The organism is Massilia sp. CT11-137 (assembly GCF_047302885.1).
Taxonomy (GTDB): Bacteria; Pseudomonadota; Gammaproteobacteria; order Burkholderiales; family Burkholderiaceae_D; genus Telluria; species Telluria orientalis.
Genome location: NZ_JBKYMP010000001.1, coordinates 349,569 through 375,334 on the forward strand (window position 1 = coordinate 349,569; position 25,766 = coordinate 375,334).

Below are 25,766 nucleotides of genomic sequence, written 5' to 3' on the forward strand. Positions count from 1 at the left end.
TGCCTATTGCGGCAAGCCGTTGTAGCCTTCGGAGGCCGCCTTGAGCTGCAGGAAGACGACGTCCGCCGGCACGGTTTCTCCCGCCCGGAGCTTGGTGCGCGGGTCGTCCATGACGGGTGTCAGCATGAGCTTGCCTTCGACCCGGTCGGCGACGAACCAGGACTTCATCGCCGCCACGTGCACGAGGAAATCGCCGGCGCCGTGACGATAGCGGCTGACGAGCCGTGCCACGGCCGCGTTGCCCAGTTCGGACGCCCGCCAGCCTTCGCGCGATCCGGTGACGAAGATCGATGTCGCCACGCGGTCGCCGACCTTGACGGGGTACAGGCTGCGGCGGACGTCGACGAGCAGCGTTTCCGGATCGGTGTTCCCGGTAAAGGCACGCAGGGCGTCGAGCTGGACCCGGTAGACCTGCAGCGGCTCGCCGAGCGTGGCCTGGCGTACCTCGGCCTCCGACTCGAAACCGAGCGACGCATAGTTGCCGGCATTGACGACCTGCCGGAGCGTGGCCAGGCCCTGCTGCGCGGCGGTGTCCTGGCTGTGGTTGGGGCGGGGTTGGCTCGTCTGGCAGCCGGCGAGGAAGAGGACGACCGCAACGACCAACGCGAAAGGAAGTTTGCGCATGTCAGTCACCTTTGTACGTGATGTTGTAATAGTCGTTCCAATGGGTGTGGTCGCCCGTGCGGCTGACGTAATCGGCATAGGTCATGATGGTTTCCGTGCCGCCGACCAGCGTGCTCAGATCCGTATAAGGCTCGGGATCGTTGACGTCCACGTATTGCACGCCATTCACCGTGAAATAGCCTTTTACGACCATCATGTGGCCACCGCCGCCGGGCCAGTGCCAGCTGAATGCGATGGGTTTCTTTTTACAGTAAATCTGCGATTTGATCTGGCTGAACGTGAGTGCCGTATCGGAGGTCTGGTCGGCCGTAAAACCGTATTTCCCGTATTCCGGCCAGCCGCCGTTATTACAGCTTCCGGAATTATTTTCGCAGCACGTCGCGAGGCCGAAACGGTTATTCGCTTCCACGCATTGGGCGACGTCATGGCCCAGGAAACGCATGGTCATCTGGCCGCTCGCCGCCCAGCACCAGTTCGACGCCTGCTGCGGTAATGTCGGGACGTCGATTGTGGATACCAACGGTGGATGACAACAGGCGGATAAAGTTCCCAATAAAAAAATTCCGCCAAGTATATTTGCGCTTTTCATTACGGCGACCCTCCAGCGAGTTCAATCGTTTATTTCCGGAATCATCCACGTATGGATAAACCCTCCCGATAAAGGTATATGCAGATCGGTTGCGAACCCAACCCGATTCCCGTGATTGGTTGAGGCCGCTCATTGATGAATAACGCCATCTTTTAATGCGGTATCATTGCGCCATGCGCCGCCTGATCCTCATCCTGCTGCTGGTCGTCTATCCATTCCAGGTCGCCCTGGCCATGGCGGACAAGTGCTGCGCGATGACGCCGGCCGGCGTGAGCCACCACAGCGTCGTCGCGCCAGGCGTAGACGGGACCGTGTTCGTGGCCGACGACGACGGCGCGTCCCTGGTCGACCCGCACTGCGCGGCCTGCACGTTCGGACATACGGCGTGCCTGCCCGCGGCGTTCGTCGTGATACCGGCCGAGCGCCGGCACGCTTCCAGCATCGCCTTCTTCCCGCCCTACCTCAAAGCGCCGCCCGCGAGCCGTCCCGAACGGCCGCAATGGCCTGCCGCCGCCTGACCCGCGCGCGGCTTGACACCCCACAAATCTCCGCGCGCCTGAATCGACCATCGGGAGCCTCGAAAAACCGTCGCGAGCGGCAGCAATGTCGTTCGAGAAGCACAGCTGTACGCTAGTACAGCGAGCATCGCAGGACGATAGGGCAACGCGCAGCAGGTTTTTCGACGCTCCCATTTTCAGGAGCACGCATGAACACATTCAGACAAAGACTGGCGGTGCTCGTCCTCGCATCCGCATTGGCATGGCGCTGCGGCGCCGAGCCCCTGCGCGTCGCGGCGGACACCGCCCCCATCGACTTATCCACAGCGATCCGGCTTGCCCTCGACCAGCCCGCCGCGCGCGCGGCCGCGCATGAGGTGGCGGCGAGCGACGCGCTGGTCGGCCAGGCCGGCCGGCTGCCGAATCCCGAGCTGTCCTGGCTGCGCGAAGGCCAGCAGGCCGGCACGCGCACGACCACCGTGCAGATCAACCAGCCGATCGAACTCGGCGGCAAACGCCAGGCCCGCGTCGCCCTCGCCCGGGGAGCGGCCGACGTGGCGCGCGGCGACCGGCTGGCGCAGCGGCTGGCCATCCGGGCCGACGTCATCGCCGCCTACCATGACGTCCTGATCGCCGGACACCGGCTCGCACTTGCCCAGGCCTTGACCGACCTCGCGCGCCGGACCGTCGACGTGGCCGGCAAGCGGGTCGCGGCCGGGAAGATATCCCCGATCGACGAGACACGGGCCCGCCTCGCGGCCGTCGATGCATCGACCGCGCTGACCCGGGCGGCGGCCGCGCTGGCCATCGCCCGCACGACGCTGGCCGCGCTGGTCGGCCGCCCTGCGGACACCCTGGCGCTGGCAGACGACAGCGACCGGCTGCCGGACCCCGCACCCATCGCGACCTTGCTGGCCCGCGAATCCGCCGCCGTCCGCCGCGCGCGCGGCCAGCTCGCGGCGCGGCAGGCGCAGGCGGATGTCGAGCGGGCGGCGCGCATGCCGGACGTCACGCTGTCCGTGGGCACGCAAAAGGATGACCAGGTGGGCCGGCGCCAGGCCGTCGTGGGCCTGTCCGTGCCGCTGCCCCTGTTCAACCGCAACGAGGATGCCCTGCACGCGGCCTTGCGCCGCACCGACGCGGCGAACGACGAACTGGCCGCCGCCCGGGTCGAGACGGCGGCCGCGCTGACGGCGGCCCACACGCGCTACGCAATGGCGAAACAGGAAGCCCGGCTGCTGCGCGACGACGTCGTGCCGGGCGCGAAGACCGCGTACGAGCAGACGCTGAAAGGATTCGAGTACGGGAAGTTTTCCTTCCTGGACGTGCTCGACGCGCAGCGCACGTGGTTCCAGGTGCAGACGCGCCACTGGGACAGCCTGGAAACCGCCTGGCGCGCCTGGGCCGACATCGAACGCCTCGCCGGCACCGATCAAGATTGAAGAGAACACCATGACGAAGAAACAGACCCTGGCGATCGCGCTGATGTGCGCGTTCGCCCTCCTCCTGGCCGGACTGATGCTGTTTACGCGCGAGGACTCGGCACCCACGAAAGATGCGCACGGCCACGACGACTGCGGCGCGCAAACAGGCGGCGCAGCGGAAGATGCAGGCGCACGCGGCATCGCGATGACGGCGGCGCAGATCAAGGCGAACGGCATCGCCCTCGACACGGCCGGTCCGGCCACCTTGCGGCAGCGGCTGCACCTGCCCGCGCAAGTCAAATCCGACGCGGAACGCACTGTCGCGCTGGCCGCGCCCGCGCCGGGCATCGTGCAGGCCGTGCTGGTGGCGCCGGGCGCCCTGGTGCGCAAGGGGCAGGCGCTCGTGACGATCCGGAGCCCGGCCGTCGCGCAGTGGCGCGCCGACGCCGCCGGCGCGCGCCAACGGCTGCAGCTCGCCCGCACGACGTACCGGCGCGAAAAGACGCTATGGGACGAGCGCATCTCGGCCCGCCAGGATCTGGAAGCCGCGGCGACGGCGATGCAGGAGGCGGAGATCGCCGCACAGGCGGCGGCACAGCGCCTGGCCGCCCTGGGCATCGAAGCGGGCGGCGGCGTGTCCAGCAGCGTGACGATGCGCGCACCGCTGAACGGCGTCGTCGTCGACAAGCCGGCCGTCGCGGGCCAGGCGGTCGACGAGACGAAGCCGTTGCTGACCATCGCCGACCTGTCGCACGTGTGGATCGAAGCGGCCGTACCCGCCGACAGCCTGGGCCAGGTCGGCGCGGGCATGGCGGCGAAGATCAGCGTGGGCACGCAACCGGGCGAGATCGACGGCACCGTCGCATTCGTCGGCCCCGTCCTCGGCGAGACGACGCGCATGGCGACGGCACGCATCGTCCTGCCGAACCGCGACGCGCGCCTGCGGCCGGGCATGCTGGCCAGCGTCGACCTGATGGGGCCGCAGGCGCAGGTGCCGGTGACCGTGTCCGGCGATGCCATCCAGACGATCCACGAGCACAGCGTCGTGTTCGTCCGCACGAAGGCCGGATTCACGCTGCGCGACGTCGTGCCCGGGCGCTCGGACGGCAAGCGGATCGAGATCGTGCGCGGGCTGGCGGCGGGGGATGTCGTCGCGGCCGGCGGCAGCTTCCTGCTGAAGGCGGACCTCGGCAAGAGCGAAGCCGAACACGACGACTGAGGAGGCGCCCATGTTCCAACAACTTATCGCATTCGCCATCGCGCGCCGCTGGCTGGTCGTGCTCGGGGTCCTCGCCCTCGCCGGCCTGGGCGTGGTCAACTACCAGCGCCTGCCGATCGACGCCGTGCCCGACATCACGAACGTGCAGGTGCAGATCAACACGGCCGCGCAGGGCTATTCTCCGCTGGAAGTCGAGCAGCGCATCACCTTCCCCATCGAGTCGGCGATGAGCGGCCTGCCCCGGCTCGAGCAGACGCGGTCGCTGTCGCGCTACGGCCTGTCGCAGGTCACCGTCGTCTTCAAGGAAGGCACCGACATCTATTTCGCCCGCCAGCTCGTGAGCGAGCGGCTGCAACAGGCGAAAAGCCGGCTGCCGGACCAGGCCGATCCCGCGCTGGGGCCGATCGCGACGGGCCTGGGCGAGATCTTTTACTGGACGGTCGAAGCGCGCCCGGACGCATTGAAACCGGACGGCACGCCCTATTCTCCGGCCGACCTGCGCGAGATCCAGGACTGGATCGTGGCGCCGCAACTGCGCGGCGTCGCGGGCGTGACGGAAGTGAACACCATCGGCGGCTACCTGAAGGAGTACCAGGTCGCGCCGGACATGGCGAAGCTGACCGCGCGCGGGCTGTCGCTGGCGACCCTGGTCAATGCCATCGACCGCAACAACGTCAACGCGGGCGCCGGCTACATCGAGCGCGGTGGCGAACAATTCGTCGTGCGCACGCCGGGACAGGTAAAAACGCTGGAGGAGATCCGCAACATCGTGCTGGACGTCGTCGACGGCGCACCCGTGCGCGTGCGCGACGTGGCCGACGTGGAGCCGGGCCGCGAACTGCGCACCGGCGCCGCCACGGAAAACGGTCGCGAAGTGGTGCTGGGCGCCGTCTTCATGCTGATCGGCCAGAACAGCCGCGCCGTCGCGGACAGCGCGCGCCGCAAGCTGGACGAGGTCAACCGCTCGCTGCCGCCGGGTGTGCAGGCTTTGCCGGTGTACGACCGCGCGGTGCTGGTGAACAAGGCGATTCGCACCGTCCGCAACAACCTCGTCGAAGGGGCGCTGCTCGTCATCGCGATCCTGTTCGCTTTTCTCGGCAATCTGCGCGCGGCGCTCGTCACGGCGCTCGTCATCCCGCTCACGATGCTGCTCGTGTTCACGGGCATGGTGCAGGCGGGCGTCAGCGCCAACCTGATGAGCCTCGGGGCGCTCGACTTCGGCATCATCATCGACGGCGCCGTCGTCATCGTCGAGAACTGCATCCGCCGGCTCGGGACCGCCCAGGCCGAGGTCGGACGGCCATTGACGGGTGAGGAACGCCGCACGGAGGTGGCGCTTGCCGCGGCGGAAGCGAGGCGGCCGCTGCTGTTTGGCCAGGTGATCATCATGACGGTCTATCTGCCCCTGCTCGCACTGTCCGGCATCGAAGGCAAGATGTTTCATCCGATGGCGCTCACGGTCGTGATGGCGCTCGTCGGCGCGATGATCCTGTCCGTGACGTTCGTGCCGGCTGCCGTCGCATTGTTCGTCAGCGGCAACGTGGCCGAACACGACAACCGCCTGATGCACAAGGCGCGCGACTGGTACCGGCCGCTGCTGGACTGGACCCTGCGCAACCGCCCGGTCGCCCTGACCTTCGCCGTGCTCTCCGTGCTGCTGACAGGCTTGCTGGCGACCCGCCTCGGCACCGAATTCGCGCCGAACCTGAACGAGGGCGACCTGGCCGTGATGACCTTGCGGATTCCCGGCACGAGCCTGCAGCAATCGGTGGCGATGCAGCAGCAGTTGGAGACCGCCCTGCTGCGCGAATTCCCCGAGATCGAACGCGTGTTCGCGCGCATCGGCACGGCCGAGGTGGCGACGGACCCGATGCCGCCGAATGCGGCCGACAGCTATTTGATCCTGCGTCCGGAAAACCAGTGGCCGAAGCCGAGACGGACGCATGCCGAGCTCGTGGCCGCGATCGCGGAAGCGGCCAACCGCATCCCCGGCAACAACTACGAGTTCTCGCAACCGATCCAGCTGCGCTTCAATGAGCTGATCTCGGGCGTGCGCAGCGACGTGGCCGTCAAAGTGTTCGGCGACGACACGGCGACCATGCTCGCGACGGCCCAGCGCATCGCCCAAGTGCTCGATCGGCTGCCGGGCGCCGTCGAAGTGAAAATCGAGCAGACGGAAGGTTTGCCGGCGCTGACCCTGGCCGTCGACCGCATCAAGGCCGCGCGCTACGGCCTGAACGTGGCGGACGTGCAGGAAGCGTTCGGCACGCTCGTCGGCGGCCGCGACGTGGGCACCGTGTTCGAAGGCGACCGCCGCTTCGCGATCACGGTGCGCCTGCCGGAAGGGGCGCGCAACGATGTCGACACGCTGCGGCGCCTGCCGATCTCGCTGCCGGCGCGCGATGGGCGGGCCGCCAGCATTCCCCTGTCCGAGATCGCCACGTTGGACTTCGTGCCGGAAGCGAACCAGATCAGCCGCGAGAACGGCAAGCGCCGCATCGTCGTCACGGCCAACGTGCGCGGGCGCGATCTCGGGTCGTTCGTCGCCGCGCTGCAAGCCGACCTGGCCAGGCTGAAACTGCCGGCGGGCGTGTGGCTGAGCCTCGGCGGGCAATTCGAGAACCTGCAGGCCGCGGGGCAGCGCCTGGCGCTCGTCGTGCCCGCCGCGCTGGCGCTCGTGTTCGCGCTGTTGTACCTGATGTTCGGCAGCGTCAAGGATGGCCTGCTCGTGTTCAGCGGCATCCCGTTCGCCATGACGGGCGGCGTGCTGGCGCTGTGGCTGCGCGGATTGCCGCTGTCGATTTCGGCGGCGGTCGGCTTCATCGCGCTGTCCGGCGTGGCCGTGCTGAACGGGCTCGTGATGCTGGCGTTCGTGCGTTCGCTGCGCGACCAGGGGCACTCCGCGCAAGATGCCATGCGCGAAGGGGCGCAGGTACGTTTGCGCGCAGTGCTGATGACGGCGCTCGTCGCCTCGCTGGGCTTTTTGCCGATGGCGCTGGCGACGAGCACGGGTGCGGAGGTGCAGCGGCCGCTGGCGACGGTCGTCATCGGCGGCATCCTGTCGTCGACGGCGCTGACCCTCTTGATCCTGCCCGCCTTGTACACGTGGGCGCATGAAAGTTCCCGCGACCCGGCCTATCGTTGAGCGTCATGGTGCGACCGTCCGGTACGCCATCCGGACCGGCCGCACCTGTGGCAGACTTTGTCATCGCTGACTGACACGGACATGGACACGCACATGGACATCGGACGGATCGAAGCCCTGGCCCTGCGCCCCAGCCTGGCCGCGCCACCCGTGCGCGTGGACGGCGTGAGGGCCATCGCCTACCAGGGACTGGAAGGCGACGTGTACGCCGACCCGCTGTCGCCGCGCCAGTTGCTGCTGGCCGGCACGGATGCTTACGGCGCCTTCGCGCTGCCGCCGCACACGCTGCGCGAGAACCTGCTCGTGGACGTCGACACGTCGCGGCTCGTCTCCGGCACCGTGCTGCAGGTCGGCGACGGCGCCCTGCTGCGGCTGATGTTCCAGTGCGAAGCCTGCGGGCACCTGGACGCGCACCAACCCGGCCTGTCGACGCGCATCGGCACACGGCGCGGCATGCTGGCGCGCGTGCTGCACGGCGGCGAGATCCGGCCGGGCGACCGGATCCGCGTGGCGGGCGCGCCGCTGCAGGCGTGGTCGGACGACTGGCGCGAGCGCATCGTCCACGTGCTCGATACGCTGCCGCCCGCCAGCGTGATCACGTATAAGCGGCTGGCCCAGCTGGCCGGCGTCGCGTCCAGCTATTGCCGCGCTTTCCCGGGCATGATCGCCCGGCTGGGGCCGCGCTACGCGGGCAAGGCCGTGCCCTCGCAATCGGATATCGACCTGCCGCGCTGGGATGGGCGCGGGCTGTTCGATCCCGCGCCGGTGGAACGGTTGTTTTCCGCCGAGGTGGTGCCGTAGGCTTGCCCGTCAGGCCAGCTGTTCGATCGGCTGCAGGGCGTAGCGGACGTCATCGCGGTCATCCGCCTCTGGTCCGGTGACGAGATAGGCATCCCAACCCAGTCTCCCGCTCGGCGCGGGGCCGAGGACGGTGCTGCGGACCGCTTCTCCGCGCAGGATCAGTTCGACCTCGTATTCGAGCGTGATGCCGGCCAGCAGGCCCAGCAGGCTTTTGAGGGCGCGCGCCGCGAGGCCACCCGGCAGGAACGACGAGAAACCGGCGTGGTCCAGCGGACCCACCACGACGCGCAGGCGCAGGTCGCGCTGCCACACGCGGTCGCCGGCCATCGCGCTCGTGCCCAGCACCGCGGTGGGGTGGCCGAGGACGGTCTGCTGGGCGGACGGCACGTCGTACCAGGCCCCGACGAATTGCTCGATGCGCACCGGGTGGTCGAAATACTCGGACAGCACGCGCCCCATCTGCACGGCCGAGGGCGGGCGCTGGCGGATCGACGCGGCGAAGTAGCCGATCGATTCGTCCAGCAGGGCGCCGTCCCTGGGGTGCGTCAGGCGCCGGCGCAGCGCATTGTGGCCGAGCCCTGCCAGTGCCAGCAGCAGCGGCAGGAAGGTGTCCTGGCCGTCGAGCTGGTATTTGAAGTGCAGCCGGTATTTGCGCCAGGCTGCGTAGAACAGGGCCAGCGAGCGGTTCGAGAACGTGTCCAGCAGCGCGCGTGGACCTTCGTCGGAATGGCGCTGCTGGTGGTCGGCGATGCGCTCCGTGTAATGGGCCGGCAGCACGCCGGTGGCGCTCAACAGGCCCATGAAGGAGGGGGTGACGCGGATGTAGGTGAGTCGTGCTTCCCGCAATGCCTTGCCGAGCGCGTGCGCGCCGCGGTCGAGGTCGCGCGGCTCGGGCTGGATGGCTTCCAGCTGGCTGGCCGGAAATCCCAGCGACGTCGAGTTCTGGAAGCGCACGTAATGTGCGATGGCGTCGTGCTGGGGGCTGCCGTGCCGCTTGAGCCAGAGCTCGAGCATGCGCACGGCCTGGAAGTACTCGAAACGATAGGGTTCCCTGAACAGGCGCTCGATTACAGCAGGCTCAAATCGCCGCTTCTCGGTAGGCATTTCAATAATTCCTCTCCGGTTTTATTGGACACCACCACCAGTTGCGTGAAGCTGTTGGCGTGCACGTACAGGGCGAGAAACCGTTCGATGATGTGGGCGAATGCGTAGATGCCGCTGCCGACGAAGGCTTCCTCGTCGATGAGGATGCGCACTTCCACGCCGCGCACGAGGCAGGTGAACGGATTGCCCGCCATCCACGCGCTGGCGGTACGTTGTTCGATGCCGGCAATGCCGCCGATCTGGCGCTGCGACGATGGCGAACGGGGCAGGTCGTACAGGGCGAGCATCTCGCGGAAGGCATCGACGCCGCCGTTTGCCAGTGACAAATGGTTCAGCGTCAGGTGCGAGATCAGGCGCCAATGGGCGCTGCGGGCGCTCTCGAAGCGGTAGGTGATGGTGGGCTTGCGCAGGAAGTGGATCGTCTTCATGCTCGAGCCGCCTTCGAGGAACAAATCGCCGCCGAGCTGGCCATAGGAGAGTGAGGCCGGCAGGTCGCGGTTGCTGCAGATGAGTTCGATGTTCAGCGTTTGCGTCTCGACGGCGGCCGGATCGAAGTCGATGTCGACGATGGCGATCTGCGTCTCGTAGCCGGGGCTGCGCTCGGCCAGCGTCTCGTCGCGCCGCAGCACCCAGTAATGCCCGTTCCGCTCGGGCGTCTGGGCGTGCTTGAGCGAGTAAAACGGGTGGAATTCGACGACGGTTTCTCCCTGCGGCGTCTGGCGCACGAGGTTGACGGATTCGATGGATTGCACTTCGTAGGCGAAGGCGCGGCGCGCGTCGGCCAGCACGGGGTAGCTGGCGCTCGCGTGGGTCAGGCGGATCGGCTCGCCGCGCTGCGGGAACAGGTTGATGACGGGCGTGCAGCCGAGCAGCAGGTTGTTGGTCGACAGCATGCCGAGCATGCGCGCCGTGTTCGAATCCGCGCGCAGGCCCGCCAGCGCCAGGTGCAGCGTCACCGTCGTCGCGCCGGCCGCCAGCGTGGTCGGCAGCGCGGCGATGAGTGCGGCCAGGTCGATGTCGAAGAAGTTGAACTTGTCGGGGAAGCAGAAGTACTCCGTCAGCAGGCGGTAAGCGGCATGCGAGCGCGCGGGAAAATCGATCAGGGCTTCGTCGTCGGCGAAGCCGGCGGGCTCGATCGGGATCGCGCCCAGGGGAAACCAGCGGCCATTGCGGTCCGCCTCGACGTATGCGCCCACGGCCCGCATGAACAACGTGTCGCGCAACGCCGCGCAGAACGACGGTTCGCCGTCGATGAACACGCGCAGGCGCGGCAGGGCCAGCCGGCCGAGGCGCAACTGGTCGGCCGTGGCGGTGAGCGTCAGGCTCAGGCCGGAGCCGGCGCCTTCCGGCAGGCGTACGGCTTCCGGATGGTCGATGATGGCGGAGAACGCGGCCCCGGTGAGCGCAAGCGGCGCGGCGGTGACGGGATAGACGGTGCGGAACGTGCAGGCCGCGCCGCGCACGGGCCGCGTACTCAGCGCGGTGCCGCGCGGGAGGACGCCGATGCCCGTCTGCTGGTTGGCGGTCCCGCCGAAATCCATCTGGGCGATCGAACAGGAGGGAAACGGACGCAGGTAATGGGGGTACAGGACGTCGAACAGCGCTTCCGTGAATTCGGGATAGTCGTCATCGAGCCGCTTCGCGATACGCGCGTTCAGCAGCGCGAACGATTCGATCATGCGTTCGGTGTGCGGGTCTTCGCACACTTCGCCGCTGATGAGCAGGCGGCCCGCGATCTTCGGATAGCGCTCGGCGAATTCGCGCAGGTGACGGCGCAAGTGGCCGAGCTCGCGCTCGTAATACGGTAGCAATTGTTCCAAGCTTAGCCTCGCGCGGACGCGGCCGGCGACGCCCTGCCCGCCTTGTTGATGCTGTATTGCAGGGTCGACGGCTGCAGCAGCGCGTCGAAATTGACCGGTTCTTCCGATGCGCTGGCGACGAGCACCGCCGTGATCGAAAACTTCAGGCGGTTCACCGCACTCTCGTCGCGCACTTCGAGTACCGCCTTCACGTTGCGCAGGCGCGGTTCATGGCGGGCGATGGTTTTTTCGAGGCAGTCGCAGATGTAAGCGCGGTCGCTCGGGCTCGACAGCGAGCGGTCGGCGAAATCCGTCAAGCCGTAGGTCACGAGCGACTCGCTGCACTCGGGGAAACCCTGCAGTGAATTTTCGGGAATGACGGAGCGCGTGTTCAACAACGCCTCGAGGTCGCGCGCGACGGCATCCTTGAAATCCTCGGCGGTGATGCGCGAGGCGGTGGCGTTACCGGCGCCGCGCACCGATGTGCCCAGCAGACGGTCGAAAAAACCAGGCGTGAATCCTTCCATCGAACTCCTCCATGCCGGCAGCGCAAGCCGGCATCTTCACACAGTCGGGCGCGAAAAAATAGTTCAGTTGGGAAAGACCCACGGTAACTTTGAGCAGTAGCAAAACTGCAGGTCATAGCAGAAAAAAAACCGTCACGAAGGACTAAGGTGATCGACTTGGGACAAGTCAATGACTGGAGGACATGCATGACGAGCACGATGATCGGCAACATGGCCAGCAAAGTATTGTGGGGAGAGGGGCTGCTCCTGCGTCCGCAGCATTTCCAGCGCCAGGACCAGTACCATGAACACCGCCTGTACAAGAGCATCCGGGCCGTACACCCGTATGCCTGGGGCATCGAAACACTGCAGATCGACCGCGAGGCGCTGTCCAGCAACGTGTTGCGCATCCTCGAACTCGCGCTGCGCTTCCAGGACGGCGAACTGGTCGATGCGCCGGGTGCCGACGAACTGCCCGACACCGTCGACCTCAGCCAGTTGCCGCAATCCCAGCAAACCGTCACGTATTACGCCGCCCTGCCCGGCCTCAAACCCTTCAGCGGCAATTTCGCCCAGCCGGGCCAGCCGACCAAGACGGTCCGCTTCGTGCAAACCAATGAGGAAACGCCCGACCTCTACACGCAAGCGGCGCCGGCGTCCGTGTCCTACCTCAGGAAAACCGTGCGTCTCGTCCCGGAATTCGAGCCGCGCGACGCCTACCTCAGCTTTCCGGTGCTGCGCCTGCGGCGCGCCCCGTCCGGCGGCTTCGAGATGGACCCGTCCTTCCTGCCGCCCAGCCTGTCGGTGGGTGCCGCACCCGCCCTGTTCCAGCAGGTGCGCCGCCTGCTCGAGGCGCTGCAGGCCAAGGTGAGTTCGCTGTATGGCCACCACCGCGAGCCGAGCCGCAACGTGATCGAATTCCGTTCCGGTGACATGTCGTCGTTCTGGCTATTGCACACCGCCAGTTCCGCGTGCGCATCGCTATCCCACTACGTGCACCATCCGGACCTGCACCCGGAGCGCCTGCACGAACAATTGCTGGGCGTGGGCGGCGCGCTGATGACGTTTTCGAAAAGCTGGACGCTGACCGACCTGCCGGTGTACCAGCACGCCGATCCCGGTCCCGGCTTTGCCAAGCTGTTCCAGATCATCCGTGAACTGCTCGACACCGTGATCTCGTCGAAGTACTTCGCCATTGTCCTGAACGAAGTGCGGCCGTCGTACCACCACGGCATGCTCGACTCCGGCAAGATCGACGACAAGACGACCTTCTACATCGCCGTCTCGGCCGATATCCCGACGCTGGAGCTCGTCGACACCGTGCCGCTGCGTTTCAAGGTCGGCGCGCCGGACGACGTCGAGAAATGCGTGCTGTCGGCCCTGCCCGGCGTGCGCCTGCAATACGCGCCACAACTGCCCGCCGCCGTGCCAGTGCGCCCCGACACGTGCTATTTCATCCTCGATGCCAAGGGACAAATGTACGAGCGCATGCTGCAGGCGCAATCGATGGCGATCTACGTGCCGTCGGGGATGAAGGGGTTGAAGCTGGAACTGCTGGCGGTCGCTGCGTGAGCCCGCGGTGCATGTTCCTCGTTGAACTCATCGCAGGCCAGCAGGCCACTATCGACAAACTTTGACGCCACACCATCATGTCGACACCTCTTGCCGCCAAACCGCTCCCCGCTTCCCATACCGTCCCCGGCTGGATCAGGCAGACCCTCATCGCCGCCACCGTCTTCGTCGCCTGCTGGGGCGGCGCGATCGTCTGGTGGCGCGCGAGCGGGAGCGTGCCCGCCACGTCGGAATGGATGCTGGTGCTGTTGGGTCTGCCTGTAGCCCTGCTGCTGGCGGGTTTCATCGGATGCAAATGGATCGCGCAACGCAGCACCACCGTCCAGGCCGACGCGCTGCCCGCCGCACCCGCACGACCGGCCAGCGCCGCCACGCGTCCGGCGCACGCGCGGCACCTGGCGATCCTCGCGACGGCACTGCGCGCTCCGCAGGGTATGTCCGCCGAAGAACTGGCGGCCGCCATCGCGGACAACAAGGCACGCCCGGGTCTGGACCGGGAACTCGTCGACGACGACGGCTTCCCCGTGATGTGCGCCCGCTGCGGGGAAGCGCTAGACGAGGCGCTGCGGGAAGACATCATCGACTGGCAGGCGGCGCACGGAGCCAGTGAGGCAAACTTCAGCGACGAGCAGTGGCGCGCGCTGACGCTGGCAAGCGGCGTGGTCGCGGAGCTCGCGGGACGCGCGGCGATCGAGTGGGCCGCGCGCGACGATGCCATGCCCGGGCTCCAGGTGCTGCCGCTGCTGCCTGCGGATTGGTCCGAGGGACAGTGCGATGCCGCTGCGGCGTGGCTGCGGCATGCGGCGGCGCAGGCCGGATGGCGTGGCGAGATCGGTGCGGCCATGTGCGGCACCGATCCCGTGACCGGCATTACTGCGGCCGGCGCAGCGCCCGGTGTCACGCTCGTGGTGGCGGCAGCGTCCCATGTGGGCGAGGCAACGGTCGCACGCTGGGCGTCGGAACAGGTCTTGTTCACGGCCGCGCAGCCGCAGGGGTTGATGCCGGGCGAGGGCGCCGCCGGCCTGTTGCTGGGCGGCGCGGCGCTGGCCGGGGCATCCGATGGCCAGGCGGTGGCGCTGCTCGCGCCGCTCGCGGAAGTGCGGGTCGCGGAGCCGGCCGACACACGCAGGCGCGGTACCGACCGCGTGCTCGCGGGACTCGTCGAGCGCACGCTCGCCGATGCGGGTGCCGGTGCGGATGGCGTGGCGATGATCGTCGCCGATACCGGCCACCGCTCGCGCCCGGTGTACGAGCTGATGGAATACGCGGCCACGACGATGCGGCAGCTCGACGGCAGCGCGGACATCGTACGTGTCGGGGCGTCGAGCGGCGCATGCGGCGTCGTCCCGTTCGTGACGGCGCTCGCGCTGGGCGCGCACTACGCGGGTGCGCGCCACGCGCCGGTGCTGTGCCTCGCCAACGAGACGCCGGGCCGCCGCATCGTCACGCTCGTGCAACCCGTGGATTGAATTCTCAGCGGGCCGGCGCGCGCCATGCCCGTGTGCGGCCCAGCACGTGGCTGTCGATGGATCCCTTCCTGGCCAGCTGGCCGCCGATGCCGAAGTTCAACAGGCAGACATCGTCGTCTTCGTTTTCCCGTCCCTGGAAGCGGCGTGCCCACGGATCGCGCGTCGTGTCGTCCCGCGCGGGGCGGCCTGCCACTGCAGCCGTCCGCGCGGCGCGGCGTGGTTGCGCCGGATCGTCGAGCACGGCGGCATGCTGGCCGCTGGCGCCGCAGGAGACGAGTGAGCAGACGTTCACGCCCTGCGCAAATGCGGGGAGCGGTATGAGAAGCGCGGCGGCGGCCAGCGGGAGGAGTTTCCTGATCAAACCGGATGTCATGGTCTGCACCTTGTCGATGACGATGCGGCCACTCTAGCGGGTTGCGCGCGCAGGTCGATGTCCGATTGTGTCGGACGCGCGTCCCGACACATGCGCTTGCAAAAATCCTGCGCTACCATGAGTCCCGTAACTCAACGCACGGAGGAGACGACACATGATTTATCAAGGCAGCTGCCACTGCGGCCAGGTCGCGTATGAAGTGGAGGGCGAGATCCAGGGCGCCCTCGCCTGCAATTGTTCGATGTGCCAGCGCAAGGGATCGCTGCTCTGGTTCGTGCCGCGTGCGCAGTTTCGCCTGCGCACGCCCGAGGACGCGGCCGCCACCTACACGTTCAACAAGCACGTCATCCAGCACCGCTTCTGTCCCACGTGCGGCATCCATCCGTATGCGGAAGGGGTCGATCCGAAGGGGAATCCGATGGCGGCCATCAACCTGCGCTGCATCGAGGGTATCGATCTCGACGCGATTCCCGTGCAGCACTACGACGGCCGCGACGCCTGACCTTCAGTTCAGGCGCGGCGCGATCACGAGTTCCGGCTGCGGCCGCGGTGCGTGGGCGGACAGCTCCGCCGGCGCCACTTCCTGCGGCAGCGCGACGATGCGTTCCCACAGCGCGAAGCCGGCCGTGCGGTTGGCCTTGCTGAGCTGGTAGGCGGGCAAGGCGTCCATGCCGTGGGCCATCCACAGCGCTTCGTACGAGGGTTTCAGGCGCGCGTCGTGCCAGGCTTCGGAGAGGGGCGCGAAGGTTTCCTGCAGGACGGCCGCCGTGCTGCGCATGCGCACCCAGCGGTGGTTCAGCCAGCCGTTTTCTTTTTCGACGGGGTTCAGGAAACGCTCGATCACCTGGCGCGCCGCCTCTTCTCCGCTGCGGCTCATCACGTCGATGGCGGCGCGCGTCATGTTCAGGTTCAGGCCACCCTCTTTTTTCGTATGGCGGATCTGCACCACGCGGTCGCGGTAGCCCGGGGTGCGCTTCAGGGCTTCGTCGCGCCACGTGCGGATCGTGCGCAGGATGGCGCCCGCGAAGCGCGGCAGCGACGGGCGGCCGTCGGTGTCGTCGACCGGCATGTACGCGGCCGTCACCCCGGTGTTGTTGTTCGTCGGGAGAGACACGCGCGCGTCGAACGGGTCGTCGTCGGCGAGGTCGTCCTGCAGGGTGACGCCGAAGGTCGGACGGGTCGGGAGGATGTTGTCGAAAAAGTGAATGGGGAAGTTGCTGGTCAGGCCGCCGTCCGAGAACCAGACGCGCAGCAGGTCGACGCCTTCCCCATGCACCGGCAGCGCGCGCAGGCGGTACAGGGGCACGGCCTGCAGCAGCACGGGAAAACTGAGGCTCATGCGCGCGGCCACCACGAGCGGCAGGTCGTCCGGATCGGGCATGAAGTAGTAATCCTCGCCACCGGCGTTCATGCGTTCCAGGACGGTCACCGTGCGTGCGCCGTGGCGCGTATGGCGCGAGTGCGCCGTCATCCAGTCGACGATCGCGGGCGGGAACAGGGCGGCCATTTCCGAGGCGCGGAACACGAGGTCGGCGCCCGAATGCGGCAGGCGGTGCGCGCGCAGTTCCGAGAGGCCCGTCGTCATCAGCGCCAGTTCGATCGGCGGCTCGGACGTGCGCAGCAGCCCGAACGTCAATGGGGTGTCGAGCGGGAGACCGGCGATGTCCTGCACGAGGCCATGCAGCCATTCCGTCAGCGCGGGCGGATTGTCCGCGGACGTGCGCAGGCCGGAGCAGATGCCGCAGCGGTTGGCGCGCAGCCCGCGCCACGCCGACCACGTGGCCTGCAGCAGCGCCCCGGCCAGCGCGCCCACGAACATGCACAAGCCGAACCACAGGACGCTGGCGAGGCCGACGAGGGGCACGCCTGGCCAGTGTCCGCCGAGCAGGCTGCTGCTGATCAGAAAGCCCAGCAGCCACATGCCTCCGCCCACCACGGCACCGAGCGGGAAATTCCACAGCATGGCGAGGGATAGATAGCCGCAGGCTTTCGACTTGCTCGTTTCGTTGAGCGCCGCCGCGATCACGCGGAAGTGCGGACGCAGCGCGGCACAGGGCTGGAACAGCGAGAACAGCCGGGTATGCGCGCCGACGGCTTCCTGCAGGCTGCCGGGTAGCCGGGCGAGGAGATGGAAACCGTCGTCCTCACCCTGCCCGTCCTTGCGCACGCGGTTGCGCTTGAACTGGGCCGCCGCCGCCGCGATGGCCGCCACGGCGCCGACGCTCGTCCCGCCGATCGAGCGCAAGGTGAACTTTTCGGCCAGCCGCGCCACGAACGCGGGGTAGACCACGCCGGAGGTCACCCCGCCCTCCATCACGATATCGCATTCTTTCGGCAAAAAATCGTTCATCGTTCTCGACGCTCGTGCTTGATGCGTCGATTATGCGCTAACACAGCCTAGCCCGGCACGCCCACGATCACGCTGGACGCCTTGAACATCGCCGTGGCCGTCCTGCCCTCGGCCAGCTCGAGCGCCCGCGCGCTCTCGTTGGTGATGATGGCGGCGATGCTGCCGCCACCCGTCAGGTCGAGGACGACCTCCGTGTTGACGGCGCCCGGCGTCAGGCGGGACACGGTGCCGGCGAGCTGGTTGCGGGCCGAGAAGCGCGCGCCCTCGCCTTCCGTCATGAGGATGATCGAAGACGCCTTGACCAGCGCGAACGCCTGGGCGCCCGCTGCCAGGCCGAGGCTGGCAGCGCTCTCGTGCGTGACGATGGCGACGATTCTGTGGCCGCCGGCGATGTCGAGTTCGATCTCGTCGTTGACGGCGCCGGGCTGGATTCCGGAGACGGTGCCGAAGAACTGGTTGCGTGCGCTCGTTTTCATGTTCAGCCTGCTGATCAGGGTCAGGTCGGCGGACAGGTTGCCGGCCTGTCCGTTGAGTTGTTCCACGAATTGCTGGTGGAGTTGCTCGAGCGCCCGGAAGTTCCTGACGAGTTGTTCGCCGCGCGCCGTCAGCCGCGTGCCGCCGCCGCCCTTGCCGCCGGCGACGCGTTCCACCAGCGCCTCGCCGGCCAGGTTGTTCATCGCGTCGATCGCGTCCCACGCCCCCTTGTAGCTCATCCCGACCGCTTTCGCGGCCTGGCTGATCGATCCCGCCTGGCCGATCGCGGCCAGCAGCTCGACCCGTCCCTGGCCGCCGAATTTTTCGCCGCCGACCGTCATCCAGACGGCGCCCTGCAGCGCGAAGCCTGTGTTGTCGCTTTCCACTTTGCCCTGTTCCGTTTCGTTATATACTCTACTATATAGCGATAAAGAACTGGAGTCGACCATGAAGCAACTTGCCGGCCTTCTGGCCCTGATCGCGTGCCACGCCGCCCAGGCGGACGAGGTGCAAGTGGCGGTCGCCGCCAACTTCACTGCGCCGATGCAAAAGATCGCTGCGGCATTCGAACAGGACACGGGCCACAAGGCCGTCCTTGCGTTCGGCGCCACCGGCAAGTTCTACGCCCAGATCGTCAACGGCGCGCCGTTCGAGGTGCTGCTCGCGGCCGACGACGAGACCCCGGCCAGGCTTGAAGCGGAGCGCCGCACCGTGCCGGGTACCCGCTTCACCTATGCGACCGGCAAGCTGGCGCTGTGGTCCGCGCAGGACGGCTATGTCGACGGCCAGGGCCAAGTCCTCAAGACGGGGAACTATGCCCATCTCGCCATCGCCAATCCGAAGACGGCTCCGTACGGCGCGGCCGCCATCGAGACGCTGAACAAACTGGGCGTCTACGACCGCGTGCAGGGCAAGCTCGTGCAGGGCGAGAACATCGCGCAAACGCACCAGTTCGTCAGCACGGGCAATGCGCCGCTCGGCTTCGTCGCGCTGTCGCAGGTCTATCGCGACGGCAGATTCGCGTCCGGCTCCGGCTGGATCGTGCCCGACAACCTGCACGGTCCGATCCGCCAGGACGCCGTCATCCTCGCCAGGGGCGGCGCCAATCCGGCCGCGAAGGCTTTGGCAAGCTATCTGAAATCGAACAAGGCCAGAGAGATCATCCGCTCGTACGGCTACGCATTGTGACCCTGGACGCCGCCGACTTCGCGGCCGTCCGCCTGACGCTGGAGCTGGCGACCGTCGTGACCCTGCTGTTGCTGGCGATCGGCACACCGATCGCGTGGTGGCTCGCGCGCACGCGCTCGCGCCTGCGGCACGCGGTCGGGGCTGTCGTCGCGCTGCCCCTCGTGCTGCCGCCCACCGTGATCGGCTTTTATCTGTTGCTGTTGCTGGGACCGAACGGCCCGGTCGGCAAGCTGACGGAGGCGCTCGGCATTGGGTTATTGCCGTTCTCGTTCGGCGGCCTCGTGCTGGCCTCCGTGTGCTATTCCCTGCCCTTCGTCGTGCAGCCGCTGCAGAATGCGTTCGAGGCGATCGGCACGCGGCCGCTGGAAGTGGCGGCCACCTTGCGCGCGAGTCCGTGGGACACCTTCTGGTCGGTGGCGGTGCCGCTGGCGCGTCCCGGTTTCCTGTCCGGCGCCGTGCTCGGGTTCGCGCACACGGTAGGCGAATTCGGCGTCGTGCTCATGATCGGCGGGAATATCCCGGACAAGACGCGCGTCGTCTCCGTGCAGATCTACGATCATGTCGAGGCGCTCGAATATGCGCAGGCGCACTGGCTCGCGGGCGGCATGCTGGCATTCAGCTTCATCGTGCTGCTGGCGCTGTACACCTTCTACCCGCAAGCGATGAAAGGACGGCGCCGATGACGGACGGATTGCGCGTACGCCTGCGCATGGACCGCGGCGCGTTCCAGCTGGACGTCGACCTCGACTTGCCGCTGCACGGCATCAGCGCCCTGTTCGGCCATTCCGGCTCGGGCAAGACGACGGTCCTGCGCGCCATCGCCGGCCTGGAACGCGCGCCCGGCGGTGTCGTCGCGCGCGGCGACGAGGTGTGGCAGGACGATGCGCGCGGCGTGTTCGTCCCCGTGCACCAGCGGGCCGTCGGCTATGTATTCCAGGAAGCGAGCCTGTTCCCGCACCTGTCCGTGCGCGCCAACCTGGAGTTCGGCCGCAAGCGCGTGCCCGTGCACGAGCGCCGCTTCGCGCTGGAGCCCGTGACGGCCCTGCTGGGCATCGAAAACCTGCTCGAGCGCCGGCCGGACGGTCTGTCGGGCGGCGAGCGCCAGCGCGTGGCGATCGCGCGCGCCCTGCTCGCGTCGCCGCGGCTGCTGCTGATGGACGAACCGCTGGCCGCGCTCGACCTGCGCCGCAAGCTGGAAATCCTGCCCTACCTGGAACGGATGCATGGGGAACTGGCGATCCCGATCGTCTATGTGAGCCATGCGCCGGACGAGGTCGCGCGGCTTGCGGACCACCTCGTGCTGCTGGACGCCGGCAAGGCGGTCGCCAGCGGGCCGCTGTCGGAGACGCTGGCGCGCGTGGACCTGCCGCCCAGTTTCGCCGACGATGCCGGCGTCGTGCTGGACTCGATCCTGGCCGGCCACGAGGAAGACGCGTTATCCCGCCTGGAATTCGCGGGCGGCGCGCTGTTCGTCGGGCGGCGCCGCGAAGCCATCGGCACGCACCTGCGCTGCCGCATCCACGCGCGCGACGTCAGCCTTGCACTGGACCGCCCGCAAGGCACGAGCATCGTCAACCGCCTGCCGGCCGTGGTGACGGCGGTGGCGGCCACCGACACGCCGGGCCACGTGCTCGTGCAATTGCGGATGGGAGAATCGCCGCTGCTGGCCCGCATCACCGAACGCTCGCGCCGCGAGCTGGGTATCGCGCCCGGGCTGCCGCTGTGGGTCCAGATCAAAGGCGTGGCGTTGTTAAATTGAAATTACCTAGAACCGGGGTCAGAGCCCGGTTTTGGGAAATTTCCAAAATTCGGGCTCTGACCCCGGTGGTCAGCGCACCCGGCGCATCGACGAGATGCGGTTGTTCATGCGGTCGAGCACGTCGTAGCGGCCCGGCCCCAGGACGACGCATTCGCCACGGAAGTCGGCGTGTTCGCAGAATTCCCAGCGGCCTTCGCGGATGATGAGCGAGGTGGCGCGGTCGTTGAAGCCGACGTCGCTCAGCGCACGCACGTCCTGCGACAGTTCCACTTGCTGGCCTTCGAAGCGCTGGCCGGCGAACATCACGACGTCGGGGCCGCCGCGGTCGCCGCGCCAGCCGCCGCGGTCGCCGCGGTCGCCGCGGTCGTCACCGCGCGAGCCGCCACGGTCGTCGTCACGGTCGTGATCGCGCCAGCGGCCACGGCCGCCGCGGTCGAGCTGGCGTGCGGACGAGACGGCGTCATTGAAACCCGGAAGCTCGCGGTATTCGCCCGGCCCGAATTCCTGGCAGCGGCCGCCGAAGTTGGCGTGCTCGCACAGCAGCCACGTGCCCGAGCGGATGACGGCGCTCGACGCGCGGTCGTTGAAATTGACATCGCCCAGGCTGGCGGCGTCGCGGTCGATGGTCACGCGTTGGCCGCGGAAATTGCTGTCTGAGAACAGCGTCAGTTCTCCGGCAAAGGCGGCGTGGGTGAAGGTGGCCAGCACGGCGGCGGCGGCAAGCAGGCGTTTCATGATTTCTCCATGGGTGTGCGCCATCCGTCGGCGCCTGTGCTGTTAACGCGGGCGCCGTACGGACGGCTGACAGTTTCCTTGTAACAAAATTTTACGCGATCGGCGGCACGTGGATGGCGTCGATGTGTTCGGCCCTCAGCAGGTCGACGATGTGCCGGCCCAGGTTTTCCAGCGCCGTATGGTTCGACAGGTTGTGCAGGCGCTGATCGAGGCTGCGCTGTTCGCGGATCGACACCGCCCAGCCGATCGGCCGCCCGTCATAGCCCGCGTCGGCCTTGCACAGGCTGGCGCAGGCGATCGTCAGCCGCAGGTCGTCCGTCGGCGCGTAGTCGAAGCACCACCCCCAGTCTTCCGCGCTCGGGTAGCCGGTGACGACGCCCTGGCGGTTCAGCGCCTGCGCCAGCCACAGGGCCAGTTCGAAGCCGTAGACGCCCGGGTTGGCCTGGCAGTCTTCCGGCAAGGTCGGCAGGAATCGGGCGGATGAAAATTCGATACACCAGGCCATCGGGACCTCCTCACGCGGCCGCTTGTTCCTCCAGCACGGGGCAGCCGAACCCCGGCCGCGCCAGTTCGCGCGTCAGATCGGCACGCAGGGCGGACAGGCCGGCGATGCGCGCATCGATGTCTTCCAGCTTGCGCATCAACGCGTCGCGCAGCAGGGGCGCGGCGGCGGCGGCCGGATCGTCCAGCAGCGGCAGTCCGGTCTCGATCTCGGCCAGCGTAAAACCGAGCGCCTGGGCGGCGCGCAGGTAGCACAGCCATTGCACGGCTTCGGGCGGATAGTCGCGGTAGCCGTTGGCGAGACGGCGCGACAGCAGTAGCCCGCGTTTCTCGTAGAAGCGCAGGGTGTCCCGGGTGAGGCCGGTGGCGGCAGCGAGTTCTCCGATCTGCATGGCGATAGCGATAAATACCTTGACCTTGGAGTGTACTCCAGGGTCCATGATCCCGGAACCTTCATCCCGGGAGATTTCCATGCAACTCAGCCGATCCGCCTTTCTCACCGTCGTGCGTGCCAGCGCCGTGTACGACCTGCTGCTCACGGCGCCGTTCGCCACGCCGTGGACGTTCGCCCTCGCGCACGCGCAGCTCTCAAGCCTCAACCGCAGCCTGGGCGGCGATGCGTTGCCTGACTTCGGCCCGTTCCACGTGCTGTTCGCCTGCCTGATGGGCAGCATCGTGCTCGTGTGGTCCGTGCTGCGCCTGCGCGCCGCCAGCGTCACCCTGGGCCGCTACGATGGCGTGGGCCGATTCCTGTTCTCGACGTGGATGGCATGGACACTCGCCACCAGCGGCGCGCCCTTGCTGTGGCTGTTCCTGGTGCCGGAATTCTGCTGGGGCGTCGCGCAATGGCTGCCGGTTGCTCAGGGAGACGGCAGCAGCGCCGCCCGCGCACCTTTTACGAGCGCCGCACCCATGCGTTCCAGCCGCGGCGGCTGAATGCGCCAGGCGTGCCAGTACAGCGCCACGTCGACGAACAGGTGCGGCGTCAGGTCGACGAGGGCGCCGCTGGCGAGCATGTCCGCACATTGTTCCAGCGGCAGCAGGCCATAGCCCAGGCCGAGCCGGATCGCCTGCACGTACGGATCGCTGGACGGCACGTAATGAAACGGGTACGCGCCTTCCGGCAGGCCGAAGTGCTGCAGCAGGAACGCGGTCTGCAGGCGGTCGTTGCGGTCGAAGACCATCACCGGCGCCCGCCGCGCGGCCTCTCGCGTGATCCCGCCGGGGAACCAGCGCGCGGCGAAGGCCGGCGCCGCCACCATCCGGTAGCGCATCACGCCGAGCGGACTTACCGTGCAGCCGCGCATCGGCTCCGTTTCGCCCGACACGCAGGCGAGCGCGAGCCCCTGTTCCAGCAGCGCGAACGTGTGTCTCTGGTCGCCCGTGACGAATTCGACGAGCAGCCCTTCCTCGATCAGCACCGGCGCCAGCACGGGCAGCAGCCACGTCGCCAGGGTGTCGTTGTTGACGGCCAGCGCCACGCGCACCGGACCCGGATCGGCCTGCTGCTCGGCGAAGAATTCGTCTTCCAGCAGCGCGCGGCGACGCAGGAATTGCAGCAACCGCATGCCGGGCGCCGTCGGCCGGCAGGGACGGGCGCGCACGAGCAACGGCGTGCCCAGGTCGTGTTCCAGCGCGGCGATGCGCTGGGAGATGGCGGACGGCGTCACGTTGAGGAGCGCCGCTGCCTGCTCCAGGCTGCCGCTGTCGACGGCGGCGACGAACGCCTCGCTGCGGCGCGGATCGATGGTCATTGGATTAGCCCAGCTTAATGAACTTTAGAATTCATTAATATAATTGATGTGGCTGCACATACAAGGCATGCTGCTCCGCAATAACAACAGGAGGTAGCATGTTTTCACAACCGATTTTCTGGCAAGGCCTCGGCATGGGCGCGAGCCTGATCATGCCGATCGGCGCCCAGAACGCGCATGTGATCCGCACGGGCGTCGCCGGCCGCCACGTCGTGCTGACGGTGCTCACGTGCGTGCTGATCGACGTCACCCTCATCGCGCTGGGCATGTCCGGCTTCGGCGCGCTGATCGAGCATTCCCCGGCGCTGCTGCTGGCGGCCCGCTGGGGCGGCGCCGCGTTCCTGCTGTGGTACGGACTGCGGTGCCTGAGAAGCTGCTGGCAGGGCGCGGCGGCCCCGCATGCGGGTGAAGGGCAGGCGGCGGCGACGGCTTCGCGCGCGCTGGGCATCGTATTGGCGATGTCGCTGCTGAATCCGCACGTGTACCTGGATACCGTCGTGCTGCTGGGCGCCGTCGGCAGCAGCCTCGCGGCGGATCACCGCGTGTCGTTCGCGGCCGGCGCGATGACGGCGTCGCTGCTGTGGTTTTCCGCGCTGGGCCTGGGCGCGCGCCGCTGCGCGTTCGTGCTGGCGCGGCCCGCCGTCTGGCGCAGCATCGAAGGTGTTACGGGGACGACGATGCTCGTGCTGGCCGCCTTCCTGCTGCTCGAGAACTAGGCCGCGAGCGCCTTGCCGTGCTCGACCGACATCTGCGCCGGCAGTGCGACACCGTTCTTCACCGCGGTCAGTTCGGCGAGGATGGAGACGGCGATCTCGTACGGCGTCTTGCTGCCGATGTACAGGCCGATGGGGCCGTGCAGCTTCGCGATCTGGTCCTCGGTGAGGTCGAATTCGCGCAGGCGCTCGCGCCGCCGCGCATTGTTGGCGCGCGAGCCGATGGCGCCGACGTAGAAGGCGTCCGTCCTGAGCGCCTCCATCAGCGCGAGGTCGTCCAGCTTCGGGTCGTGGGTGAGGGCGATGACGGCGCTGCGGCTGTCCAGCTTCATCTCCAGCACGAGGTCGTCCGGCATCGCATGCACGACGTCGACGCCCGGCAGGCTCCAGCTGGCGCGGTATTCTTCCCGCGGGTCGCACACGGTCACCTGGTATTCCAGGCCGACGGCGATCTGCGCCAGAAACTGCGACAGCTGGCCGGCGCCGATGATCAGCATGCGCAGGCGCGGACCGTGGATCGTGACGAGCGCCTGGCCGTCCATGCGCAGCTGTTCGTCGGCCTTGCCCTGCGCCAGTTCGACCGCGCCCGTCGTCAGGTCCAGCGTGCGCCGGGTCAGCATGCGGCGCTGGGCCAGCGCGAGCAGTTCGTCCATGCGGCTGTGCGCACCGAGCGGCTCGACGACCAGCTGGATCGTGCCGCCGCAGGGCAAGCCAAAACGGTGCGCCTCGTCGGCCGAGATGCCGTACGTGATGACTTCGGGCGCCGTACGTACGATGCCTTTTTCGCGCACGGCGGCGATCAAATCATCCTCGATGCAGCCGCCCGACACCGAGCCGACGACGACGCCGTCGGCGCGGATCGCCATCGTGGCGCCTTCCGGCCGCGGGCTCGATCCCCACGTCCGGACGACGGTCACGTACTCGCAGCGCCAGCCGGCGCGCAGCCACTGGTCGCAGGCGTGCAGCACTTCGAGGTCGATACTGTCCATTGCCTTCCTTTGTTGCCAATCGATAATTCTTAAGCCCACGGGGCAGCGTGAATCGTAACGCAAAAACACGAACCGCGACGGGCTGCAGCACCCGGCAAGAGTGCAGGGGAAAAAATGGTATAAATCGTTTTCGCGCCGGCGGCGCTATACTCGTCGGATCGCGACCCGTGTTGGAGACCAT

General features: G+C 67.8%; 26 protein-coding genes. 13 read left to right on the plus strand and 13 right to left on the minus strand.

Annotation, left to right across the window (positions count from 1 at the left end; genetic code table 11):
* Positions 1-3 precede the first annotated feature (3 nt).
* Positions 4-624 carry a hypothetical protein gene (locus ACEN98_RS01610; RefSeq protein ID WP_413380889.1) on the minus strand — a complete coding sequence of 207 codons (621 nt, stop codon included), beginning with the start codon at positions 622-624 and terminating at the stop codon, positions 4-6.
* A gap of 1 nt (position 625) precedes the next feature.
* Complete coding sequence (locus ACEN98_RS01615) at positions 626-1,213, minus strand: papain-like cysteine protease family protein (RefSeq protein WP_413380891.1); 588 nt, start codon at positions 1,211-1,213, stop codon at positions 626-628.
* 155 nt (positions 1,214-1,368) lie between these two features.
* Here ACEN98_RS01615 and ACEN98_RS01620 point away from each other — a divergent pair, with 155 nt between their 5' ends.
* From ACEN98_RS01620 to ACEN98_RS01640, 5 genes are all read left to right on the plus strand, one after another.
* Positions 1,369-1,731 (plus strand): hypothetical protein, encoded by a 363-nt coding sequence (locus ACEN98_RS01620; protein WP_413380893.1) that lies wholly within the window; start codon positions 1,369-1,371, stop codon positions 1,729-1,731.
* Between the two features lie 188 nt (positions 1,732-1,919).
* Positions 1,920-3,152, plus strand: a complete 1,233-nt coding sequence (locus ACEN98_RS01625; RefSeq protein WP_413380895.1) for a TolC family protein — start codon at positions 1,920-1,922, stop codon at positions 3,150-3,152.
* A 10-nt stretch (positions 3,153-3,162) separates the two neighbouring features.
* Positions 3,163-4,353 (plus strand): efflux RND transporter periplasmic adaptor subunit, encoded by a 1,191-nt coding sequence (locus ACEN98_RS01630; protein WP_413380897.1) that lies wholly within the window; start codon positions 3,163-3,165, stop codon positions 4,351-4,353.
* Between the two features lie 10 nt (positions 4,354-4,363).
* Positions 4,364-7,498, plus strand: coding sequence for an efflux RND transporter permease subunit (locus ACEN98_RS01635; RefSeq protein ID WP_413380899.1), 3,135 nt, complete (start codon positions 4,364-4,366; stop codon positions 7,496-7,498).
* Between the two features lie 93 nt (positions 7,499-7,591).
* Positions 7,592-8,299, plus strand: a complete 708-nt coding sequence (locus ACEN98_RS01640; RefSeq protein WP_413380901.1) for an MOSC domain-containing protein — start codon at positions 7,592-7,594, stop codon at positions 8,297-8,299.
* Positions 8,300-8,308: 9 nt separating this feature from the next.
* Here the strand turns inward: ACEN98_RS01640 and tssG are convergent, their stop codons facing one another.
* The 3 genes from tssG to tssE are packed head-to-tail and all read right to left on the minus strand — an operon-like array spanning position 8,309 to position 11,729.
* Positions 8,309-9,403 carry a type VI secretion system baseplate subunit TssG gene (gene tssG, locus ACEN98_RS01645; protein WP_413380903.1) on the minus strand — a complete coding sequence of 365 codons (1,095 nt, stop codon included), beginning with the start codon at positions 9,401-9,403 and terminating at the stop codon, positions 8,309-8,311.
* Complete coding sequence (gene tssF / locus ACEN98_RS01650; protein ID WP_413380905.1) at positions 9,367-11,223, minus strand: type VI secretion system baseplate subunit TssF; 1,857 nt, start codon at positions 11,221-11,223, stop codon at positions 9,367-9,369. Before tssF ends, tssG begins: the two co-directional genes overlap by 37 nt.
* 2 nt (positions 11,224-11,225) lie before the next feature.
* Positions 11,226-11,729, minus strand: a complete 504-nt coding sequence (tssE, locus tag ACEN98_RS01655; protein WP_413380907.1) for a type VI secretion system baseplate subunit TssE — start codon at positions 11,727-11,729, stop codon at positions 11,226-11,228.
* Between the two features lie 210 nt (positions 11,730-11,939).
* On the opposite strand from tssE, the gene tssK reads away from it, so the two are divergent.
* Both tssK and ACEN98_RS01665 read left to right on the plus strand, forming a co-directional pair.
* The gene (gene tssK / locus ACEN98_RS01660; protein ID WP_413385935.1) at positions 11,940-13,280 is read left to right on the plus strand and encodes a type VI secretion system baseplate subunit TssK; all 1,341 of its coding nucleotides are present in this window, start codon (positions 11,940-11,942) and stop codon (positions 13,278-13,280) included.
* A 77-nt stretch (positions 13,281-13,357) separates the two neighbouring features.
* Entirely contained in the window at positions 13,358-14,749 is a 1,392-nt protein-coding gene (locus tag ACEN98_RS01665) for a hypothetical protein (protein WP_413380909.1), read from the plus strand.
* A 4-nt stretch (positions 14,750-14,753) separates the two neighbouring features.
* On the opposite strand, the gene ACEN98_RS01670 is transcribed toward ACEN98_RS01665, so the two are convergent.
* Positions 14,754-15,122, minus strand: coding sequence for a hypothetical protein (locus ACEN98_RS01670; protein WP_413380911.1), 369 nt, complete (start codon positions 15,120-15,122; stop codon positions 14,754-14,756).
* A gap of 154 nt (positions 15,123-15,276) precedes the next feature.
* On the opposite strand from ACEN98_RS01670, the gene ACEN98_RS01675 reads away from it, so the two are divergent.
* The gene (locus tag ACEN98_RS01675) at positions 15,277-15,624 is read left to right on the plus strand and encodes a GFA family protein (protein WP_413339002.1); all 348 of its coding nucleotides are present in this window, start codon (positions 15,277-15,279) and stop codon (positions 15,622-15,624) included.
* 3 nt (positions 15,625-15,627) lie between these two features.
* Here the strand turns inward: ACEN98_RS01675 and ACEN98_RS01680 are convergent, their stop codons facing one another.
* Together ACEN98_RS01680 and ACEN98_RS01685 are read right to left on the minus strand one after the other, a co-directional pair.
* Entirely contained in the window at positions 15,628-17,472 is a 1,845-nt protein-coding gene (locus ACEN98_RS01680; protein WP_413380913.1) for a hypothetical protein, read from the minus strand.
* 47 nt (positions 17,473-17,519) lie between these two features.
* The gene (locus tag ACEN98_RS01685; protein ID WP_413380915.1) at positions 17,520-18,332 is read right to left on the minus strand and encodes a TOBE domain-containing protein; all 813 of its coding nucleotides are present in this window, start codon (positions 18,330-18,332) and stop codon (positions 17,520-17,522) included.
* A gap of 61 nt (positions 18,333-18,393) precedes the next feature.
* On the opposite strand from ACEN98_RS01685, the gene modA reads away from it, so the two are divergent.
* Genes modA through modC form a run of 3 tightly spaced genes read left to right on the plus strand, consistent with a single transcriptional unit; the run spans position 18,394 to position 20,893 of the window.
* Positions 18,394-19,134 carry a molybdate ABC transporter substrate-binding protein gene (modA, locus tag ACEN98_RS01690; protein ID WP_413380917.1) on the plus strand — a complete coding sequence of 247 codons (741 nt, stop codon included), beginning with the start codon at positions 18,394-18,396 and terminating at the stop codon, positions 19,132-19,134.
* Positions 19,131-19,817, plus strand: coding sequence for a molybdate ABC transporter permease subunit (modB, locus tag ACEN98_RS01695; RefSeq protein WP_413380919.1), 687 nt, complete (start codon positions 19,131-19,133; stop codon positions 19,815-19,817). Before modA ends, modB begins: the two co-directional genes overlap by 4 nt.
* On the plus strand, positions 19,814-20,893 hold the full coding sequence (gene modC / locus ACEN98_RS01700) for a molybdenum ABC transporter ATP-binding protein (protein ID WP_413380921.1): 1,080 nt from the start codon (positions 19,814-19,816) through the stop codon (positions 20,891-20,893). Before modB ends, modC begins: the two co-directional genes overlap by 4 nt.
* A 69-nt stretch (positions 20,894-20,962) precedes the next feature.
* Here modC and ACEN98_RS01705 read toward each other — a convergent pair whose 3' ends face one another.
* From ACEN98_RS01705 to ACEN98_RS01715, 3 genes are all read right to left on the minus strand, one after another.
* Entirely contained in the window at positions 20,963-21,628 is a 666-nt protein-coding gene (locus ACEN98_RS01705) for a beta/gamma crystallin-related protein (protein ID WP_413380923.1), read from the minus strand.
* Positions 21,629-21,719: 91 nt separating this feature from the next.
* On the minus strand, positions 21,720-22,133 hold the full coding sequence (locus tag ACEN98_RS01710; protein WP_413380925.1) for a hypothetical protein: 414 nt from the start codon (positions 22,131-22,133) through the stop codon (positions 21,720-21,722).
* A 10-nt stretch (positions 22,134-22,143) separates the two neighbouring features.
* Positions 22,144-22,521, minus strand: coding sequence for a MerR family transcriptional regulator (locus ACEN98_RS01715; RefSeq protein WP_413380927.1), 378 nt, complete (start codon positions 22,519-22,521; stop codon positions 22,144-22,146).
* Between the two features lie 79 nt (positions 22,522-22,600).
* Between ACEN98_RS01715 and ACEN98_RS01720 the strand changes: the two genes are divergently transcribed.
* The gene (locus ACEN98_RS01720; protein ID WP_413380929.1) at positions 22,601-23,065 is read left to right on the plus strand and encodes a hypothetical protein; all 465 of its coding nucleotides are present in this window, start codon (positions 22,601-22,603) and stop codon (positions 23,063-23,065) included.
* Here the strand turns inward: ACEN98_RS01720 and ACEN98_RS01725 are convergent.
* Positions 22,990-23,883, minus strand: a complete 894-nt coding sequence (locus tag ACEN98_RS01725) for a LysR family transcriptional regulator ArgP (RefSeq protein WP_413380931.1) — start codon at positions 23,881-23,883, stop codon at positions 22,990-22,992. The genes ACEN98_RS01720 and ACEN98_RS01725 overlap by 76 nt on opposite strands.
* Positions 23,884-23,981: 98 nt before the next feature.
* On the opposite strand from ACEN98_RS01725, the gene ACEN98_RS01730 reads away from it, so the two are divergent.
* On the plus strand, positions 23,982-24,599 hold the full coding sequence (locus ACEN98_RS01730; protein ID WP_413380933.1) for a LysE/ArgO family amino acid transporter: 618 nt from the start codon (positions 23,982-23,984) through the stop codon (positions 24,597-24,599).
* On the opposite strand, the gene ACEN98_RS01735 is transcribed toward ACEN98_RS01730, so the two are convergent.
* A complete protein-coding gene (locus tag ACEN98_RS01735; RefSeq protein ID WP_413380935.1) occupies positions 24,596-25,585 on the minus strand; it encodes an XdhC family protein in 990 nt (329 codons plus the stop codon). The genes ACEN98_RS01730 and ACEN98_RS01735 overlap by 4 nt on opposite strands.
* Positions 25,586-25,766 lie beyond the last annotated feature (181 nt).